Source organism: Nocardiopsis sp. B62, from assembly GCF_018070675.1.
Lineage (GTDB): Bacteria > Actinomycetota > Actinomycetes > Streptosporangiales > Streptosporangiaceae > Nocardiopsis > Nocardiopsis prasina.
Genome location: NZ_JAGPXK010000004.1, coordinates 43607 through 60745, shown reverse-complemented (window position 1 = coordinate 60745; position 17139 = coordinate 43607). Strand labels below are relative to the sequence as shown.

At 69.4% G+C, this 17139-nt stretch carries 15 protein-coding genes; 7 read left to right on the top strand and 8 right to left on the bottom strand.

The annotated features are described in order from the left end of the window. Positions 1-41 precede the first annotated feature (41 nt). Complete coding sequence (locus tag KBX21_RS06080; RefSeq protein WP_049575350.1) at positions 42-575, bottom strand: PACE efflux transporter; 534 nt, start codon at positions 573-575, stop codon at positions 42-44. Between the two features lie 101 nt (positions 576-676). Here KBX21_RS06080 and KBX21_RS06075 point away from each other — a divergent pair, with 101 nt between their 5' ends. Beyond that, the gene (locus KBX21_RS06075) at positions 677-1573 is read left to right on the top strand and encodes a LysR family transcriptional regulator (RefSeq protein WP_049575347.1); all 897 of its coding nucleotides are present in this window, start codon (positions 677-679) and stop codon (positions 1571-1573) included. A 652-nt stretch (positions 1574-2225) separates the two neighbouring features. On the opposite strand, the gene KBX21_RS06070 is transcribed toward KBX21_RS06075, so the two are convergent. The 4 genes from KBX21_RS06070 to KBX21_RS06055 all read right to left on the bottom strand — a co-directional run bounded on the left by KBX21_RS06070 (position 2226) and on the right by KBX21_RS06055 (position 5276). Continuing rightward, complete coding sequence (locus KBX21_RS06070; RefSeq protein ID WP_210841284.1) at positions 2226-3188, bottom strand: CPBP family intramembrane glutamic endopeptidase; 963 nt, start codon at positions 3186-3188, stop codon at positions 2226-2228. Between the two features lie 53 nt (positions 3189-3241). Then, complete coding sequence (locus KBX21_RS06065) at positions 3242-3805, bottom strand: DUF3887 domain-containing protein (RefSeq protein WP_210841423.1); 564 nt, start codon at positions 3803-3805, stop codon at positions 3242-3244. 384 nt (positions 3806-4189) lie between these two features. Continuing rightward, positions 4190-4330 carry a hypothetical protein gene (locus KBX21_RS06060; RefSeq protein ID WP_210841283.1) on the bottom strand — a complete coding sequence of 47 codons (141 nt, stop codon included), beginning with the start codon at positions 4328-4330 and terminating at the stop codon, positions 4190-4192. Between the two features lie 16 nt (positions 4331-4346). Beyond that, complete coding sequence (locus tag KBX21_RS06055; RefSeq protein WP_049575341.1) at positions 4347-5276, bottom strand: helix-turn-helix domain-containing protein; 930 nt, start codon at positions 5274-5276, stop codon at positions 4347-4349. A gap of 168 nt (positions 5277-5444) precedes the next feature. Here KBX21_RS06055 and KBX21_RS06050 point away from each other — a divergent pair, with 168 nt between their 5' ends. From KBX21_RS06050 to KBX21_RS06035, 4 genes are all read left to right on the top strand, one after another. Next, a complete protein-coding gene (locus KBX21_RS06050; protein ID WP_210841282.1) occupies positions 5445-6698 on the top strand; it encodes an MFS transporter in 1254 nt (417 codons plus the stop codon). Positions 6699-6737: 39 nt separating this feature from the next. Further along, entirely contained in the window at positions 6738-7622 is an 885-nt protein-coding gene (locus KBX21_RS06045) for an aldo/keto reductase (protein ID WP_210841281.1), read from the top strand. Positions 7623-7688: 66 nt separating this feature from the next. Then, entirely contained in the window at positions 7689-8792 is a 1104-nt protein-coding gene (locus KBX21_RS06040) for an FAD-dependent monooxygenase (RefSeq protein WP_210841280.1), read from the top strand. A 70-nt stretch (positions 8793-8862) separates the two neighbouring features. Next, positions 8863-9747, top strand: a complete 885-nt coding sequence (locus tag KBX21_RS06035; protein WP_210841279.1) for an aldo/keto reductase — start codon at positions 8863-8865, stop codon at positions 9745-9747. A gap of 240 nt (positions 9748-9987) precedes the next feature. Here the strand turns inward: KBX21_RS06035 and KBX21_RS06030 are convergent, their stop codons facing one another. Next, entirely contained in the window at positions 9988-10641 is a 654-nt protein-coding gene (locus tag KBX21_RS06030; protein WP_049575322.1) for a TetR/AcrR family transcriptional regulator, read from the bottom strand. A gap of 291 nt (positions 10642-10932) precedes the next feature. Here KBX21_RS06030 and KBX21_RS06025 point away from each other — a divergent pair, with 291 nt between their 5' ends. Both KBX21_RS06025 and KBX21_RS06020 read left to right on the top strand, forming a co-directional pair. Next, positions 10933-12411, top strand: coding sequence for an MFS transporter (locus KBX21_RS06025; RefSeq protein ID WP_247665323.1), 1479 nt, complete (start codon positions 10933-10935; stop codon positions 12409-12411). Between the two features lie 120 nt (positions 12412-12531). Continuing rightward, entirely contained in the window at positions 12532-13539 is a 1008-nt protein-coding gene (locus KBX21_RS06020) for an SDR family NAD(P)-dependent oxidoreductase (protein ID WP_049575315.1), read from the top strand. Positions 13540-13957: 418 nt separating this feature from the next. Here the strand turns inward: KBX21_RS06020 and KBX21_RS06015 are convergent, their stop codons facing one another. Together KBX21_RS06015 and KBX21_RS06010 are read right to left on the bottom strand one after the other, a co-directional pair. Next, on the bottom strand, positions 13958-15670 hold the full coding sequence (locus KBX21_RS06015) for a DASS family sodium-coupled anion symporter (protein WP_210841278.1): 1713 nt from the start codon (positions 15668-15670) through the stop codon (positions 13958-13960). A gap of 264 nt (positions 15671-15934) precedes the next feature. Further along, the gene (locus KBX21_RS06010; RefSeq protein WP_049575305.1) at positions 15935-17101 is read right to left on the bottom strand and encodes an enolase C-terminal domain-like protein; all 1167 of its coding nucleotides are present in this window, start codon (positions 17099-17101) and stop codon (positions 15935-15937) included. Positions 17102-17139: the final 38 nt, after the last annotated feature.

Here is a 17139-nt window from a genome sequence, read left to right as displayed (position 1 = left end):
CCTCGGACCTGCCCTGGGGCGGTCAGATCTTCTTCGGGGTCCTACCGCCCAGAAGGAGGGCGCTCACGACCAGCGCCGCGCTGGGAACGGTCATCAGGGGCGTTCGCGACGAGGGCATGGGGTCCTCGAACCTGGTCAGCGTCAGGACCCGGGTCCGCGATGGCGGAGGACGGCAAGCCGAAGACCTTGTCGAAGGCCCAGTTGTAGCCGAAGGTGTAGAACGGGATGTAGACGATGAACACCAGGTCCAGCAGCAGCGCCTGAAGCAGCGTGATCTCCAGCCACCACGCGATGAGCGGGATCAGGAAACACACCAGCGTCAGCTGGAACGAGACCGCGTGCAGGACCCGCCTCCCCACGGTGCGCTCGCGGCTGGCCTGCCGTCTCTCCCACGCCTCGAACAGGTAGTTGAAGGCCATGTTCCACAGCGACGCCACCGTGGCGATCATGATCGCGAGCGGGGCCGTCGTCGCCGGGCCGCTGCCGGTCAGGGCCGTCATCACCGCGGTACCGACCAGGAATCCGATGACCTCGTAGCCGCCCACGTAGACCAGCTTGCGCTTCAGACCTTGCACTTCGCACTCTTTCCAGCGTTTTCGGATGCAGCAGAGGCCGACGTTAGCGTCAGCTAGGGTGATGGAAAAAGTCAGCTTCTTTCAGTTGGGTTGATAGACCGATGGGCCTGTCCAGCGACAACATCGAGCTGTTCCTCGCCGTGGTCGACCACGGCTCCTTCTCGGCCGCGGCACGGGCGCTGAACCGGGTCCCCTCGGCGGTCAGCATGGGGATCGCCAATATCGAGGCCGAACTCGGCTACCCGCTGTTCGACCGCTCCAGACGCGAGCCCGCGCCCACCGCGCAGGCGCACGCCCTCATCCCGCACGCCCGGCAGATCGCCAGCAGGCTGCGCCTCCTCCAGGCGCACGCGATCGAGCTCTCCGACGACCTGGAGAGCACGCTCACTGTGGGTGTGGCGGCTGGGGTTGACCGGGGGCCCCTCCTGGACGCGGTGGCGGAGATCGCCGAACGCCACCCCCTGCTTCCCGTCGAGATCGCCGACGCCCCGCAGGACGACGTCCGCGAGATGCTGCACGGCGGAGCCGTGGACCTGGCGCTGATGTTCGCCAAGACCCGGAACGACCGGGAGGAGGTGTTCCTGAACGTGGCGGAGGAGACGTTCGTGGCGGTGGCGTCCGCGACGGTGGAGACCTTTGGCCTGCCCGCGGACCTGCGGCGCCTGGAGGACCTCGCCGGCGCCCGCCAGATCACGGTGTCCAGCCTAGAGCAGGAACTCACGGAGCGGCGATTGGTGGTCTCGGACGCCTACTGGCGCACGAACTCCGCGGAGACCGCCCTCGGGCTGGTGGAGCGCGGGGTCGGCTGGGCCAACCTGCCGCTTTCCGTGGTGCGGGGGAAGGTCGCCCAGGGGACCGTACGCGTGATGGAGTTCGAGAACCTCCGGAACGGGCTGGCCATGGCCGTGCAGCTGGTGTGGCTGCGCGGCCGTCCCCTACGCAAGGCGGCGGGGCAGTTGGTCGCCCGGATGGGCCCGGACCGGCGGGTCGGGGGCTGACGGGGGAGCTGAAGCACGAGAAGGGTCCTGGGTGAGAAGGCCCACGCCAGCCGGGCCGATCGGGAGCACTCGAGCGCCCCAGGACCAAGGGCGACGGTCACTCAGCCCCGTGACCGGCGTGAGCACCGCGAGGGCGAGGGCCCCGTGGGGCGGCGGGCCTTCGGCCCTCGACCGGGTGGCCCACCGTGACCGTGGTGCGGCGGATCAACCCGCTCAAGCAGAACCGGACGGCCGCGACCCGTTAGGACAAGGGGCCGCGATCTTCGAGGGAACCGAGCGGGTGGCCGCGATCCGGACCTGCCCCGGACCTGCCCGTTCGAAGAGCAGTGCCTGGGTCTGTTGGTCGCCCCACCCGGCACAGCGCCTGACAACACGAACTCGGACGAGCCCGCCAGCCACCGAAGAGCTGCGAGCGCCCGTGAAGGCCGTGGCGATGGAACTGCCCGCAGCCGCGATGCTGGCCCAGGTCGATGCCCTCGTCGCTCACGCCACTCATGCCTGCCGACGCACCCGAGGAAACTCGTGGCTCCGGGGGTCCACCGGGGCCACGTGTTCGGATCGGCTGCTTGAGCGCCTGCGGACTGTGGACCGAAGCACTCTCACACTCCTGTGTGACGGTCCCGGGACTGCGCTCCGACCACTCACCGGCCACCTACTCACTGGCCACGTGTTCCGCGGCCGGGCGTTCAGGGGCACGCTCCTTCTTCGGCGGCGGGGTGGACGGGTGCTTCGCGGAAGCGAACTGCCCTGTGGCGATGAGGACCACCACGAGCACCAGCGGCACGATCCACCCGCTCCAGCCCAGGATCGTCGCCTGCGTGGTGTCGACGTGCTCACCCGCCCTGGCGAAGAGAAGAAAGGTCGCACCCGCCCCGTTGAACGCGGCGTGAGCCAGGGCCGCGGGCCACACGGATCCCGATCGGAGCCGAAGCCAGCCAAAGACCACGCCGACCAGAACGCACATGGCGACCATCGCGCTCAGGCCGAGCCAGCCCGGTGCGTCGGGGTAGTTGTAACCCAGCAGGATGAGCGGAGCGTGCCACAGGCCCCAGATCACGCCGGAGACCAGCAGCGCCGGGAGCGTTCCCAGCGGCATCAGCTTCGGGAGCAGCCACCCTCGCCACCCGAGCTCCTCACCCAGCGCGGGAACGAGGTTGATCAACGCCGCGAGGGGAAGCGTGACCAACTGGAGGACGATGAGCGCTCCGATCGGTATCGGGATCTCGGCGGCTCCCGTCTGCTCGTCGAGGACCTGCTGGAACGCGGAGAAGTTCGCGAAGTCGGCCGGATAGACCCCCAGCAGCGCACCGACCGGGAGCGCCACCAGGACCAGTGCGATGGACACGAAGATCCCCAGCACCCCGTAGCCGAGCACCCTGCGAACGGGTCTGAGCGGCCACAGCCCGAGTGCCCAGGCCTTCTGTCGCGGCCGCTCCACGAAGAACACCACGACGAGGGCGGCGATCGCGGGGGTCATCATCGTGGCGGTGGCCACGAGCGTGAACCACGGGCTGGCGAGTCCGTCACCGAGCCAGAGCGGGAGTGCGAGGAGCCAGGCGAGCGCGAACGCCAGGATGGTGAACACACCGATGGAACGCAGGTCGTGCCCGTTCATGCGGGGTTCGCCTCGGGTGGTAGGCGGCTTCGAGCCGTCCGGGGATTGGATGGTCACGACGTCTGTCCTTCGAGGATGTGCAGACCGGTGATGGTGCGGTCGTCGCGGAACGCGATCCGTGCCGTGTAGTCGCCCGCCTCGAACGCGAGCGGCGTGTTCGTGATCGTCAGGTCGCCGGCTCGGGTGACCTCTGGCTCCCCACGACTCTCGAAGGCTCCCGACAGGCCGACGAGCTGTGCCCAGGCGGCCGCGAGCGCGTCCTCCGAGAGGCCGTCACGCATGGCCGGATCGAGCTGCTCGGTGACCCGCGCCCACTGCCCGGAGGCGAGGTTCTCGATCACCGTGGCGGCCAGTTCCACGACACCGGGGAGTGGTGTGGTGTTCATGGGTTCTCCTGTTCTGGGGTCGATCGGTTTGCCATAGCGCTGAAACGCCGCCTGCCTGCTCACGCCGAGAGCGTCGCCGATGACCTGCCACGTGGCGCCGTGCTGGCGCGCCTGTTGCACGACAGCGCGCACGACGTCGTCGGCGGCCGTTTGCATGCTCACGGCACCGGCTATCGATCCGGCCCAGTCCTCGTCCCGGTTCAGGACACGTGAGGCGAGGAACGCATCCATGCGCGTCTTCAAAGCGCGCAACGCATCAGTCAATCGTTCTTGCACATGTAAAGTATAGCTTTACAAACAGGCTGTGTGTCAAGAGAGCGTGCGCTCCCTCGGTCGGCGGAGGGAGTCCCACAGGCGCTCACCTCTTCGAGATCGCGCACGCTGCCGTCCCTCGCTCGTCAGTGGGAGGCCGATCAGGAACCGGGGCGCCGGTCACGGTGGGTCACCCAGGCGGGCCTGTGCCGGGCTGGTTGGCGGGGGCGCCACTCGCGTCTGCTCCCGCTCCCCGCGCTGGTGAACGGTCGCAACAGCAGGATGTCGGGTCAGTGGGTCGGCATCCCAGGACACGGGGTCGAGGAGGATTGCTACAGGATTTGGCGGTAGACCCTCACGGGCTCACCGGTCGATGGTGAGCGCCTTCAGCGCGCGGGTCTCGTCGGCGTCGGTGGGCAGGGTGTAGCGGCGGGTGGTGTGGAGGTCGGCGTGCCCCATCAGCTCGGCGACCAGGACCACGTCGACCGGCGCGGTGGTTCCCACCTCGTAGATCTTCCTGTCAGGGCCTCTTTCGCCTCTCGACCGCCTCGTCGTGATCGGTGTCCGCGTAGTCGTCCGCGGTGTCGGGCTCCGCTTCCTGCCTGTCGGGGTTCGGTGCGGTCCAGCTTCCCAGGAGCCGTAGTGCCTCGGCTGTCGCGGACTGGGGCTCGACGTTGTAGACGAGCATGGTCAGCCCGGGGTAGGCGGGCATGGTGAAGGTCTCGTAAGTGAAGTCGACCTCGCCCACGAGTGGGTGCAGGTAGCGCTTGGGGCCCACGCGGTACCGCAGCACGTCCTGGTCGGCCCACGCCTGGCGGAACTCGGCGCTCTTGGTGGACAGCTCGCCGATCAGCTCGATGAGGCTCTCGTCGTTGGGGTTCTTCACCGCGGCGGCGTGCAGGAGCGCGACGTTGTTGCGCACGACCAGCCCGCGATCGCGGAAGAAGTCGTGCGATCGGGGGTCCAGGAAGAGGAACCGGGAGGAGTTGAACAGGTTTGACTTGTTCCCGCCTTCCACCGGGTAGAGGGCGCGTCCCAGCGCGTTCGCGGCGAGGATGTCCAAACGCTCGTTCTGCACGAACGCGGGGACGGTGAGGGCGTCCAGGACACTCTGTACTCCTGCGGGCACGCGGCGGGCGGACGGGGCGTGCGACTGTCGGGTCCGTCGCCGGGTGCCCTGGGCGAGGTTGCGCAGGTGCTCGTGTTCGATCTCGTTGAGCTGCAGGGCCCGGGCGATGGCGTCGACGACCTCCTCCGAGGCGCCTTTGACCTTGCCGCGTTCGAACTTGGTGTAGTACTCCACGCTCACTCCGGCCAAGAAGGCGGTCTCCTCGCGGCGCAGCCCGGGGACGCGGCGCTTCCCGGCGAACGGCTGGATTCCGGCGGCTTCCGGTGTCAGCCTCGCGCGTCGCGAGACGAGGAAGTCGCGCAGTTCGGTGGGTAGGTCCATGGGCGTGACGATACGCCCCTGAAAACGCCTCTGACCAGGGTCTTGGTGAGAGGGGGGTCTGGCAGACCCCCGTTTGGACCCGCCCTGCCGGAGGGACGCAAAGTGCAGTGTGCTGGATGAGCGTGCAACGCACGAAAGCATCCGTCGATCGGAAAGCACACGACTGCTGTGTCCACCACATCCTCTTCATCACCGTCTCCCGCTGGCGAAAGCGGGGTCCGTTCCACGTTCACCGCCTGGCTGGCGCTGTTCGTGCTGGCGAGTGCGGGCTTCCTTGCCCTGGCCGTCGAGCTGAGCCCCGCCGGGCTGCTCACGCGGATGGCCCCCGACCTGGACGCGAGCGTGGCCTCGGCCGGGTCGCTGATGGCCCTGTACGCACTGGGCAACGCCGTGCTCGTCCTGCCCTTGACGACCTGGGCCCTGCGATTCACCCGCAGAACCGCGCTGACGGCCACCCTGCTGGTGTTCGTCGCCGCCAACGTCCTCGTCGCGCTGTCCACCGACCTCGCGCCCGCACTCCTTGCGCGCTTCGTCGCCGGCGGCGCACACGGCCTGCTGATGGCCCTGAGCCCCGCGGTCGCAGTGCGCCTGGTCCGTCCCGACCAGCGCGGGCGTGCGCTGGCCGTGGTCGTGGGCGCCAACACCGTCGGTATCGCCGTGGGCGCCCCACTCACCTCCCTGGTGGGGACGACCCTGGGATGGCAGGCCACCTTCTACGCGGCCGCTGCCATGGCACTGCTGTGCGCCGTGCTGCTGTGGGCCACGCTCCCGCCCATGCGTTCCCAGGACGGGCCCCGAGTCCCGGTCCTGCGCGCACTGCGGCTGCCGGGCGTTGCGCGCATCGGCGGCGCCTGGGCGCTGGTCATGCTCGGCTACCTCGGTGTCATCACCTACATCGACCCCTACCTGCTCGCGCTCGGCGCACCACCCCTGGTGGTCAGCGGCGCCCTGTTCGTCTTCGGCACCGCGGGCCTGCTCGGGGTGTGGCTCACGACCCGCATCGCCGCGAGGTCGCGCATCGCCGCGCTGGTGGCGATGCCGCTCGTCATGGCCGCCGCGCTGGTAGCGATGGCCTTCGGTATCGGAAACCTCGTGGTGGTCCTGGTCCTGCTCGCGTGCTGGGGCGTCGGGTTCTCAGGGGCCGTCCTGATCTACCAACAGGTGCTGCTGCACGTGGGACACCGCGCCCCGGAGACCGTCATGGGCATCGGTGTGGTCCTGTGCCAGGCCGGGATGGCCGTCGGCGCCGCGCTCGGAGGCGTGGTGGTCGACTCCGCGGGGGTGGGAGCCGTGCCCGTGCTCGGAGCGGCCTCGGCCGTGGCGGCCCTGCTGCTGCTCGCTGGTGTGGGCGGTGTGCTGCGACGCGCCACGCGAGAACAACAGCCCGCCGCCCAGGAGGGGCGCCAGACCACGCGCGCCTGAACACGACGACCGCTCAACGACACGGAGAAGGATTTCCCGATGAACACCCACATCACCTTGAACAACGGTGTCCGGATGCCCGTGCTCGGCATGGGCACCTACGCCGCCGGGGAGGCCACCGCCGGTGCGGTGCGCACGGCACTGCAGGGCGGCTACCGACTGGTCGACACCGCGGCCGCCTACTTCAACGAGCGCGGCGTCGGCGAGGGGATCCGCGCTTCCGGGGTCTCGCGCGAGGACGTCTTCCTCACCACCAAGCTGTGGATGACCGACCACGGCTACGACAGCGCCCTGCGCGCCTTCGACACGAGCCTGGCCAAACTCGGAACCGACTACCTCGACCTGTGGCTGATCCACTGGCCCTACCCGGCGCGTGCCGAGCGCACCCTGGACGCCTACCGGGCCGCCGAGCGGCTGCTCGCCGAGGGGCGGGTGCGGGCGATCGGTGTCAGCAACCACACGGCCCAGACGCTCGACGGCTTCGTCGAGCGCACCGGGATCGTACCGGCCGTCAACCAGGTCGAGCTGCACCCCTTCTTCCAGCAGCGCGACCTGCAGGCCCTGAACACGCGACACGGCATCATCACGCAGTCCTGGTCGCCGCTGTGCGGGTTCAACGCCAACAGCCCCGAACCCGACCCGGAGCTGGACCCGCTGGCCAACGACATCATCGGCGCCATCGCCGCACGTCACGGTAGGTCCGCCGCCCAGGTGGTTCTGCGCTGGCATCTGCAGCAGGGGCGCGTGGTCATCCCCAAGTCGATCGACCCCGCCCACATCGCCCAGAACATCGACGTCTTCGGCTTCGAGCTCGGTGCCGACGACCTCGCCGCGATCGCCGAGCTGGACACCGGCCGCCGGGGCGGCCCCGAGCCCGTCGACGTCACGCCCCTGGTGATCGACCTGACCATCGACGAGGCCTGAGCGTCTTCACCGCGGGCCGACCTGCTCCAGGCCGGTCGGCCCGGGTCCCGAGGAAAGGGGACACCCATGTCCGAACCCCGCCACCACGACCGGCCGCGGGCCGTCGTCGTGGGCGGTTCCCTGGCCGGGCTGACCACGGCCCTGGCCCTGGCCCTGGTCGGCTGCCGCGCCCAGGTGCTCGAACGCAGCGGCCCGGCCCTCCGCACCGGCGGCGCCCTGTCGGCCGCCTTCGCCGAACTCGCACCCGTCATCGGAGACCGCCACGCCCGCACGGCCCTGGGAACGGCGAACCCCCGCGGGCGGGGCCGCCGGGCGGCGGACCCCATGCCGTGGACGGTCCTGCGCGAAGGGCTGCGCCGGGCGGTCGAGGACGAGCCGCTCGTCTCCTTGCACCACAGCACGCGTGTGACCGCCATTAACCAGAATGAGCACTCTGCCTGGGCCGACACAGACGGCGGCCGCACCTTCGCCGCCGACCTCGTGGTGGGAGCCGACGGCCACCGCAGTCTCGTGCGCCGCACACTCGTGCCCGAGCACCCCGACGCCTCCTACGCCGGCTACGCGCTGTGGATCGGCCAGACCGAGGAGGCGTCCCTGCGCGGGGTGCCGCGCACGGCGCCGGGTTTGTTCATCGAGGCGAGCGGACCGCACTACCTGCTCGGGTACCCGATGCCGCACGAGGGCGGACGCACTCTGGGCTGGGCCTGGTACGACGCCACCCGCAACGACCTGATGCGCTCCACGGGGAGCGTCGCGGGCCGTGTGGTGCGGCACTCCCTGCGAGCCTCCGCCATCCTCGATCCCGTCTACCGCGAACTGGTCCTGCAGGCGCGACGGCACTGGCCCTCTCCCTGGGCGGAAGCGATCATCGACAGCATCGACCGCCGGGAGGTGACCGGCGTCCCGATCGCCGAGTACGTCCCGCGACGCCTGGCCGCCGGGCGCCTGGCGATCGTGGGCAACGCCGCACACGTGCCCACCCCGATGACGGGCAGCGGTTTCGCCGCCTCGCTCCAAGACGCGGCCTGGCTCTCCCGCGAACTCGCCGCCGCGGATTCGGCGACGGTCCCAGGTGCACTCGCACGCTATGAGAACACCCGGTTGGACGGCGCACGCGACCTCGTTCGCTCAGGGCAGGGGTTCAGCCGCAGCTTCGCCACCCAACCGTGAAGGGGTTTTTGCCAGACGGGGTACTGACACGCCCTGCCTGACCATCCGTCAACTTCCTAAGGTCGAGGACATGCACACCATCACGCTCAACAACGGTATCGAGATGCCCGCCCTCGGGCTCGGCGTCTTCCAGTCCCCTCCCGAGGAGACCGTCAGCGCGGTCACCACGGCGCTCGAGACCGGGTACCGGCTCATCGACACCGCGGCCAGCTACGGCAACGAACGCGAGGTCGGCCAGGCCCTGCGCCAGTCGGGTCTGGCGCGCGAGGAGTACTTCGTCGAGACCAAGGTCTGGCTCGACGACTTCGGCTACGACGCGACCCTGCACGCCTTCGACAAGGGCGCCGGCAAGCTCGGCCTCGACGTGATCGACCTGTTCATCCTGCACCAGCCCTTCCCGTCCCGGTTCGACCTGACCGTCGACGCCTACCAGGCCCTGGAGAAGCTCCTGGACCAGGGCAGGGTCCGCGCGATCGGCGTCAGCAACTTCGCCCCCGAGCACCTGGAGCGCCTGATCGCCCGGACCGACGTCGTACCCGCCCTCAACCAGAGCGAGCTGCACCCCTACTTCACCCAGCCCGACGTCCAGCGGGCCGACGCCGCCCACGGAGTGCTCACCCAGGCGTGGTCCCCGATTGGCGGCATCACGTTCTACCCGGGCTGGGGCGAGGACCGCATCAACGTCATGGACGACCCCACCATCGCGCAGATCGCCTCCGCGCACGCCAAGACCCCGGCCCAGGTGATGCTGCGCTGGCACCTGCAGCAGGGCCGCTCCGCAATCCCCAAGTCCGTCAAGCCGCACCGGATCCAGGAGAACTTCGACGTCTTCGACTTCGAGCTCACCGCCGAGGAGCTCGCCTCGATCAACGCACTCGACCGGGGAGTGCGGGGCGGCCCCGAACCGGCCGATCTCACGCTCGAAACGGCAAGCATCGAGATCCCCGAAGCCTGAACCGACCGGGCGCCGCGCGTATTACCCGTCGACCGGCCGGTTTGGGGCCACCGTCCCGGGCATGCAGGGCGTCCAGGATGAACAGCGAGTCGCGCACGGTGCCGGGCCCCACTCTTGATCCGGGTGGCGAGACGAACTCCCGTCGGTCTTGGCGTCCGGGTCGCCTGACCAGCCGTGGCCCCGGGAGCGTCGGCGCACCACCACGCGGTCGGCGGGGGCGCGTGGTTCGCGCCGGAGGAATCAGACCAGGACGCGGGTGACCGGAGCAGTCCACAGGCCGGTGAGCGCGTCAGTCAGGCCAACCGCGGTCCGGGACCAGGAGCTCCACGAGGTGGTGTTGCCCGCTGCCACGGCCTGCTCCCGCTCAGCGATGGTGTGCACGATGAGCTGGCGGGTCATCGCCTGGCGTTCCAGTCGAACCTCCGTCGGCAGGTCGGGAAGGCACCTGCGCAGCTCTTCCCCCGCCCGAGCGAGCGAGGGTGAGTCCAGGGCCTCGCTCGCCGCGATCTCCCGGTAGACCGGATCCGCCAGGACCTGGGCGCTGAAGCGCCCGTACCAGGAGGGTGAGCCCAGGTCCTCCAGGTGTAGGGCCAGGGGCTCGACCGTGCATCCCACCCAGTCCCTGACCTCGTTCGAGCCGTCGATCCGCGCCACCATCCTGCCCCGCGCGCCCTCGATCTGCTCGGTGTGCTGGCGCACGATCGCGCGCACCAGCCCCTCCTTGGAGCCGAAGTGGTAGGAGACCGCCGTGTTGTTGCCCTGGCCCGCCTCCTGGCTGATCTGACGGTTGGACACGCCGGCCACACCGTGCTCGGCGAACAACCGCTCGGCGGTCAGCAGGATCGTCTCCCGTGTAGCCGCGACCCGCTCCGACCTCGCCACCCTGTCACTCATGCCGACCACGGTACCGACATCCGCCCCGCGCGACCCCTCAGCTGCACCGACCTCGGGGATCCGCCTGCGTTCAGGGGCCGCGCCGGGTTGTGGACCGCGTACACCCCCTGGGGCGTGGGTGGCCGACGCCTGATCGGGCCGTCGCCGGATCGGTCCGCGTTCCGCATGGTGGTGTCGGGTCCTCACTCGTCGTCCGGCGTGGAACCGCCGTGTGCGTACTGTTATCGTAAGTCAAGCGCCTGACTTAAATGTCGGCGCTTTCGCGTGTCCGAACACGGGGGTTCCTGCTCGATGACTCATGTGCATGCCAGTCCACCGGTCGAGCGGTCTCGTGCCAGGCCGAACGTGATCGTCTGTGTCCTGGCCTTCTGTGGCATCGTCGTCTCGCTCATGCAGACCCTGGTCATTCCCCTCGTTCCGGTCCTGCCCGGCCTGCTGGGAGCCACCCCCGGGGACACGGCGTGGGCGATCACCGCCACCCTGCTCGCCGCCGCGGTCGCCACCCCCACCGTGGGACGCCTGGGCGACATGTACGGCAAACGCCGCATGCTCCTGTTCAGCCTGGCGGTCCTCGTGGTGGGATCGCTGACCTGCGCGCTCGCCAGCAGCCTGGTACCGATGGTCGTGGGGCGCGCCCTCCAGGGGCTGGCGGCCGGGGTCATCCCGCTGGGCATCAGCATCATGCGCGACGAACTGCCACCCGAGCGCCTCGGCGGGGCGACCGCCCTGATGAGCGCGTCCCTCGGTGTGGGCGGCGCGCTCGGCCTGCCCGCCGCCGCGCTCGTCGCGCAGGTGGCCGACTGGCACCTGCTCTTCTGGGCGGCCGCCGTGCTGGCAGCAGCGGGAGCCGTCCTGGTCCGCACCCTGGTTCCCGATTCCGGGGTTCGTAGTGGGGGGACCTTCGATCTGATCGGTTCGCTGGGGCTGTCCGTCGCCCTTCTCCTTCTGCTGCTGGCGATCTCCAAGGGCTCGGACTGGGGCTGGGGCAGCGGTGTACCGGGTGCCATGCTCGCCGCCGCGGCGGTGGTGCTCCTGGTGTGGGGCTGGTGGGAGCTGCGCGTTCCCCACCCGCTGGTCGACCTGCGCACCAGCGTGCGCCGTCAGGTCCTGCTCACGAACATCGCCTCCCTCGTGTTCGGGTTCTCCATGTTCGCCATGTCCCTGGTCATTCCGCAGCTCCTCCAGCTACCGGAGGTCACCGGTTACGGGTTCGGTCAGACGATCCTGGTCGCGGGGCTGGTGATGGCCCCGAACGGTCTGGTCATGATGGCGATGTCCCCGCTCTCGGCACGCATCTCCCGGACAAGGGGACCAAAGACCACGCTGATGTGCGGCGCCCTGCTGGTCGGTCTCGGCTACGGCCTGAGCCTGTTGCTCATGTCCGGCGTCTGGCAGCTCATGATCGCCTCCACCGTCATCGGCGCGGGTGTCGGCCTGGCCTACGGCGCCATGCCCGCACTGGTCATGGGAGCCGTGCCCCGGTCCGAGACGGCCGCGGCCAACAGCCTCAACACCCTCATGCGCTCCATCGGTACCTCCGTGGCCAGCGCCGTGGCCGGGGTCGTCATCGCCAACGTGACCATGACCGCGGGCGGTGAGGTGTTCCCCGCTCAGAACGCCTTCGTGTTGATCCTGGGCATGGGTGCTCTGGCAGCGCTCTCGGCCCTCGTCGTCGCGGCCTTCCTGCCCAAGCGTGTGGCCGCCCCCGTGCCTGGTGAGGCCGAGCCCGAAGCGACCCCGCCCGCACGCACGGTCACCAGCGGAGCCTGAACACCACGTACCGCGTGGACGTTCGATCGGCCCGCCGTCCCTTCGACCGTGCGCTGCCTCCAGAGCCACGTCCGCCAAACGACAGCCCGGCCCCGCAAGCGCCGAGACACAGGAGAAGACATGACCGCGAACGACGGACCCGTCACCGCCGCGAACACCGTGGAGGAGTGGCTCGCCCACCCCGCCGGAGGGCCGGTCCTGCGTGAACTACTGGAAGGGTCGGGACAGGACGCCGACGCGCTGCGCCCCGTCGGCAAGCTCTCCCTGGCAAAGCTCGTCGAGATCGCCGGGGACCGCTTCCCGCAGGAGCTCGTCGACGAACTCGTGCTCCGCGCCAACGGCGGGGTCGTCCCCGACGTGGCGGACGAGCCCGAGGCGCCCACTACCGGTGCGCGCTTCGCCGGGCGCACGGTCGTGGTCACCGGGGCGGGCTCCGGGATCGGCCGCGCCACCGCCGCGCGGATCGTGCGCGAGGGTGGGCGCGTCGTCGCCGTGGACATCGCGCAGGACCGCCTCCAGAGCCTGGTCGACGCGTCGCCCGACGGCACGGTCGTGCCCGTCGCGGCCGACATCACCGGCGACCAGGACGTGGCGAGGATCGTCGAGGCGGCGGGGGAGCGCGTCGACGGCCTGGCCAACGTCGCCGGGATCATGGACGACATGTCGCCCCTGCACGAGGTGAGCGACCAGACCTGGGAGCGGGTCTTCGCTGTCAACGTCGACGGCACCTTCAAGCTCTCGCGCGCCGTGGTCCCGGCCATGCTCGCCGCCGGTCGGGGCTCGATCGTCAACGTCGCTTCCGAGGCGGCGCTGCGCGGCAACGCGGCCGGGGTGGCCTACACGGCCTCCAAGCACGCCGTCGTCGGTATCACGCGCAGCTCGGCGTTCATGTACGGACCGCACGGTGTCAGAGTCAACGCGGTTGCCCCGGGACCGGTGGCGACGGGGATCGACGGCACCTTCGGGTCGGAGTTCGGCAAGGCCCGCATCGGCGCGTTCATGAGCCTCATCCCGCAGGTCGCCGACGCGGACAAGCTCGCCGCGTCGATCACGTGGCTGCTCAGCGACGACAGTGACAACGTCAACGGCGTCGTGCTGGCCTCCGACGGCGGCTGGTCCGTGCAGTGACCACGCCACCGGCGGGCGACCGGGCGCTGCGCCCCGGACGCGCTCCCGCCGGACCATCAACGGTCTCGGCTCCGCGCGGGGGCGGCGCCCACGATCTGCGGCTTCGGCCGGAGCCCCTGGTGGGGGAGAGGCCAGTACCACCAGGGGCTCCGCGCCTGGCCACCGCTGGCGCCGTACACGCCGTCGACCGGAAGCCGACCTGGTCGGAGCCCGGCCGAAGAGCCCGGCGACTCATCCTCGGGCAGACCTGTCCGGCCGATGGGACCGGACCCGTGATCAGCTCGAGTGGGCCTCAGGGGTGTTCGTCGCGTTCGTCCGTGCCCCTATCACGGCGAGGTGAAGACAGTGTCTGCCCGGACTCCACCGGTGCCACGGGCGTCACGACCGCGTGGATCGAGGGGCGCGGCCGGGTGGACGGTCACTGGAACGCGGGGGGAGTGGACATCAGGTCGATGCCCCACATCCACGGCAGCATGTAGAGGACCCCCATGACGATGAGTGCGAGGGCGACCCAGTTCAGCCAGAAGCCGACCTTGACCATCTCGATGATGGTCAGTTTCCCGGTGCCGAACATGATGGCGTTCGGCGGGGTACCCACCGGGAGCATGAACGCGCAGTTCGCGGCCATCGCGCAGGGGACCATCAGCGCGTACGGGTGAATGTTCAGCGAGATCGCGAAGGCGGCCATGACCGGGAGGATCATCGTCGCCGTCGCGGCGTTCGAGGTGATCTCGGTCAGGAGCAGCACGAGGGTGGTGGCGATGACGATGATCAGCACCACGCTGACCCCGTCGAGCATGCGCAGTTGCTCGCCGATCCACGAGGAGAGGCCGGTGTCGACGAATCCGGCCGCGATGGCCAGTCCGCCGCCGAACAGCAGGAGGATTCCCCACGGGATCCTCTTCGAGTCCTCCCACTGGAGGATCCTCTTGTCCCTCCCACCGCGAGTCGGCAGCATGAACAGGGTCACCGTCGCGATGATCGCGATCACTCCGTCGCTGATCCCCGGAAGAAGGCCCTCCCAGAGGAAGGACCGGGACACCCACATGAACGCCGCCCCGAGGAAGACGCCGAGCACGACCTTCTCCTCCGCGGACATTGCGCCGAGAGCCCTCTTCTCCTCCCGGATGATCTCCCGGCCGCCGGGAAGGTGCTTGAACCGGACCCTGAACTTGATGCTCGTCAGGTAGAACCACGTGAAGGCCAGGAGGGCGACGACGATGGGAACGCCGAACACCATCCAACCGCCGAACGAGATGGTCTGGCCGAAGAGCTCCCCGGAGGTCGCGGCGAGAATGGCCAGTGGCGGTGTGCCGATCAGGGTGCCGAGGCCGCCGATGGTGGCCGCGTAACCGATGCCGAAGACCATGGACTTCTCGAACTTCGACAGGTCGTCGGCGAACTCTCCGCCCCGCAGCGAACGGGCGGCCTGATAGGCGACGGCCAGGCCGACCGGGATCATCATCATGGTGGCGGCCGTGTTGGAGACCCACATCGACAGGAATCCGGTCGCGACCATGAATCCGAGGATGATACGGCGCGGGCTCGTGCCGATCGCCGCGACGATCGTGAGGGCGATGCGCTGATGGAGGTTCCATTTCTCCATGGCGATCGCGATCGAGAATCCCCCGAGGAACAGGAAGATGATGTCGTTGCCATAGGCCGAGACCACGGCGTCCCCGTCCAGCGCGCCGGACAGCGGCAGGAGCACGATGGGAAGCAGGGACGTGACCGGGATGGGGATCGCCTCGGTGATCCACCACGTCGCCACCCAGAGGGTGGTGGCCAGGACCGCCCTGCCCTCCGGGGAGAGTCCCTCGGGGTGGAAGAAGAGCAGCGTCGTCACGAACAGCAGCGGTCCGAGGATCAGACCGATGATCCGGGCGGGCGTGTACCCGGGGTCGGACCCTTGGGTCCCGTGGGGCCCGTCAGGCCCGTCGGACCCTTCGGCTGATTCCGGACCCCGGCGTTCGCCCCGGGCTTCGGCGGAGCCGCCGCCCTCGCCCGTGGCCGCTGCCACCCGCTCCGTCCGCCGCGGCGTCCTTCGCGTCGAGAACGTCAGCAGCTCTTTGATCTGCCGGTGTGAGTCCCACAGGTTGCCCCATAGGGACTGCGGATAGGAGTTTGCCATTGCTGTACCTTCTCTGGTCTTCGGCTCGGCTCGACTTGCCGCAGATCGGTTCGGGTGGAGTCGGACGAACAGGTCATGGGGGGACCGTGACCTCGGGTACTCCGCGAGGGAGGACGGAGAACCCGTTTCAGTCGCGGGACCGGAGCCCCTTCTCGGCATGGCTGCTTCGATGGTCGCGCACGCGTGGCGGGGCGGCCCTGTGCGATGGCGGGAGCGGGCACTCCCGTACCCACGGTCGGTTGGGAGCCGCCGGGGTCTGGGAGGTCAGACGTGCAGGCCCCGGAGGACCTCGTGGAACCTCGCCTTGCCCTCGAGACCGATGCCCGGGAGGTCACCCGGCGCCACACGCCCGCGGGCGATCACCGCGTCGTCGGTGAAGCCACCCGTGGGCTGGAACTCACCGGGGTAGGACTCGTTGCCGCCGAGCTTGAGGGCCGCGGCGATGTGCAGCGAGAACTGGTGCCCGCCGTGCGGGACGCACCGGCGGGAGGACCAGCCGTGCTGGGCGAGCATGGCCAGGACCCGGCGGTACTCCGTCAGTCCGTAGCTCAGCGCGGGGTCGACCTGGATGAAGTCGCGGTCCGGGCGCATCCCGCCATAGCGGATCAGGTTCCGGGCGTCCTGCAACGAGAAGAGGTTCTCGCCGGTCGCGATGGGATGGCGGTAGTTCTCCGACAGCGTCGCGTTCAGACCGTAGTCCAGGGGGTCGCCGACCTCCTCGTACCAGAAGAGGCCGTACTGCTCGATGGCCTGGCCGTAGTCCAGCGCCGTCCGTAGGTCGAACTTGCCGTTGACGTCCACCATCAGGCGGGATCCGTCACCGCCCAGGACGTCGATGACCGCCTCGATGCGCTTGAGGTCCTCAGTCAGGTCGGCGCCGCCGATCTTCATCTTGACGATCTCGTACCCGGCGTCGAGGAAGCCCCGCATCTCGTCCTGCAGGTCACTCAGGGTCTTGCCGGGTGCGTAGTAGCCGCCAGCGGCGTAGACGAAGACGTCCTGATCGGGTTCGCCGTCACCGTAGTGATCGGAGATCCACCGGTACAGCGGCACGCCCGCTGCCTTGGCGGCGAGGTCGTGCAGCGCCATGTCCACCACACCGACGGCGACGGAGCGTTCTCCGTGTCCACCGGGCTTCTCGTTGCGCATCATGACCTCCCAAGCCCGGGCGGGTGAGAGTTCACCGTTCTCGTCCAGCAGCTCCTCGGGCGTGGCGTCGCGCAACCGCGGCAGCATCCGCTCGTTCAGGATGGCCGTGGCGTTGTAACGGCCGTTGGAGTTGAAGCCGTAGCCCACCAGCGGTTTGCCGTCGACCACCACGTCACTGACCAGCGCCAGGATCGTGCAGTCCATCTTGCTGAAGTCGATGTAGGCGTTGCGCATCGACGAGCTGATCGGGATGGTGCCGGCGTGGGCGGAAACGATTCTCATAGACTTCCTCCTGTCGAACGATGTCTTATAAGACCCTT